Annotated in this window: 2 protein-coding genes; both read left to right on the top strand. The window is 66.2% G+C overall.

Annotated features, from left to right (window positions below; genetic code table 11):
* Window positions 1–324 precede the first annotated feature (324 nt).
* The gene (locus tag I71_RS10200; protein ID WP_042694538.1) at window positions 325–1,839 is read left to right on the top strand and encodes a bifunctional UDP-sugar hydrolase/5'-nucleotidase; all 1,515 of its coding nucleotides are present in this window, start codon (window positions 325–327) and stop codon (window positions 1,837–1,839) included.
* 109 nt (window positions 1,840–1,948) lie between these two features.
* Window positions 1,949–2,719 (top strand): hypothetical protein (locus I71_RS10195; RefSeq protein WP_042694536.1); only part of this gene is annotated, 771 nt, incomplete at its 3' end.

Below are 2,719 nucleotides of genomic sequence, written 5' to 3'. Positions count from 1 at the left end.
AGGCCGGCATAGCCGTCCTTGTCGGGAATCGCCTCCCCTTCATTGGCGGCGATGGTGACGAGGGTGGCGCCGTTGTCGGTCAGCGCGTCGCCCACCAGACCGATGGGAGCGGTTCGGCTGTTCTGAACGACCAGGATGCGCATGGGTCTGCTCGGCTCGCGTCGTTGGCATGTCTGTCATCAAGTTGTGAGACCGTCACGGGCGGAGTTCAAGCCACAGCCGCTCCGGACCGTAAGCCCGGCCGTGCAAAGCCGCTATGCGCGGCGGCGAAAAGCTGGTCTAGAGTGCGCCGAGCACCCTGTTTCCGCCGGAGGACCCTTCCAGATGCTGTCCCGCCGCCATCTCCTCGCCGCACCGCTGGTCGCTGCCTTGCTGGGTGCGGCCCTGCCCGCCTGGGCGCAAAACGGCACGCTGACCTTCCTGCACGTCAACGACGTGTACGAGATCGCTCCGGTCAAGGGACAGGGCGGGTTCGGACCGCTGATGACCCTGCTGAAACGTGAACGTGCCGCGGCCCCCGATGCGATCACCACGGTCGGCGGCGATTTCCTGTCGCCTTCGCTGCTGTCCGGCACGACGCGGGGTGAGCAGATGATCACCCTGTTCAACGCCATCGGCGTCGATGCGGTGACCTTCGGCAATCATGAGTTCGACTTCGGTCCCGACCTGCTGAAACAGCGCATGGCCGAATCGAAATTCCCGTGGATCGGCACCAATGTCCGTTCCGCCGACGGCTCGGCCTTCGCCAGCACCGTGCCGAGCTGGACAAGGACCATCGATGGCATCACCGTCGGCTTCCTTGGCCTGATTACCCCCGATACCGCCCGCCTGTCGAGCGCCGGACCGAGCCTGGACTTTCCGCCCGTGCTGGAGACGGCGGCGGCGACAGTGAAGGACCTGCGGGCGAAGGGGGCGTCGGTCGTGGTGGCGCTGACCCATCTGACCATCGCGGAGGAACGCGAACTGGCGTCCAAGGTCAAGGGCATCGACCTGATACTGGGGGGCCACGACCATGACCCGATCAGCTTCTATGAGGGATCGACCCTGATCCTGAAGGCCGGTCATGACGCGCAGTATCTTGGCGTGGTCAAGCTGGCCGTGGAGACGAAAGACGCCGGCAAGGGGCCGGCGACCACCACCGTCCCGACCGAATGGCGCTTCGTCACCACCGCCGGTGTGCCCGCCGATCCGGAGGTCGAAGGGGTGGTGGAGGGCTACACCAAGCGGCTCGACAGCGACTTGGCCGCGGTGATCGGCACGACCACGACCGAGCTGGACAGCCGCAAGGACGTGGTGCGCAGCCGCGAGGCGAGCATGGGCAACCTGATCGCCGACGCCCTGCGCGACGCGCTGAAGGCCGACGTCGCCATCACCAACGGCGGCGGCATCCGCGCCGATGCGCTGCATCCCGCCGGTTCCAAACTGACCCGCAAGGATATCTTCGCCGAATTGCCCTTCGGCAATGTCGGCGTGCTGGTGGAAATGTCGGGGCAGGACCTGATCTCCACCCTGGAGCACGGCGTCAGCAAGGTGGAGGAGAAGGCCGGCCGCTTTCCGCAGGTCTCCGGACTGACCATGACCTATGATCCCAAGGCGCCGGCCGGGCGACGGGTCACCTCGGTCATGGTCGGCGGCAAGCCGGTGGACCCGCAGGCAACCTACCGCGTCGCCACCAACGACTACATGCTGAAGGGCGGCGACGGCTATGCCGCCTTCCCGCGCTCCAAAGTCATCGTCGATGCGTCCGGTGCCGTGTTGCTGGCGACCATCGTGATGAACCATGTCGAGGCCAAGAAAACGGTGTCCCCTGCGGTGGAAGGTCGGATCGTGGCAAAATAACGCAGTGCTGGGGACATTATCGTGCCCTCGGCCGTCACTCGGTTGCGCGTGGCGGGCCTTTGCCTTTAGGGTAGCCCGTCCGCCCTACATCCGCGCCGAAGGCCGCCGCATGTCCGACACCCTGACCGCCCGTTCCAACGACTTCGCCCAAACCTTCAACACCGCCCATGGCGAGGCCGGTCTGGGCCGGGTGTCGATCGCCCATATTCTGCAGCGCATCCAGTCCGACCCGAATTTCCTGTTCACCCAGGAATTCCGACAAGGTGCCGGACAGTGTCCCTTCCATGCCGGCAGCAGCACCGAAGTTGCGGTGGATGGCGCCGCCATTCCGCAGGCCCCCATTCCGCAGGACGATGCCGACAAGGTGGCGGTCAACAGCCTGCTGGCTCTGCTGTTCAACCGGCTTCGCGACCACATCGCGGAAAAGTTGCCCTTCGATGCCGAAGGGCGGCCGATGCTGCCGATTCCGCCGCGCTCGCCGCACGGGCTGGATCCGGCCGACCGCGCAGCCATGGCTGCGGCCCCGCCGGACGTCTTCTGCTCGGTCCTGCGCGATGCGACCTGCCACCTGCTGGACGGGCTGATCACCGGCTGGGCCGTCGATCTGGTGCGCGAGGAGGAATATTTCCGTTCGCAAGGCTCCGGCGCCATCTCGCTGGAGGCGGCAGCCACCTTCGTCCTGCGCACGGTTCTGGAACATTCGCCGCTCTACCAGCGCGCCGGCTATGACATGCTGTCGATCACCAAGACCGGCAGCCACACCGCCATCCACATCTGCTGGGCCATGGTGGAAGCGGCCCCGTTGCTGGTGCCGGGGCGCGACGCCGCCTTTTACGACGACCTTGTCCACCGCAGCCTGAAGCAGATCGTGCCGCTGTCG

It is taken from the genome of Azospirillum sp. B506 (genome assembly GCF_000333595.1).
Lineage (GTDB): Bacteria > Pseudomonadota > Alphaproteobacteria > Azospirillales > Azospirillaceae > Azospirillum.
The sequence above is the reverse complement of the archived record's forward strand: the minus strand, read 5'-3'. Positions and strand labels throughout refer to the sequence as shown.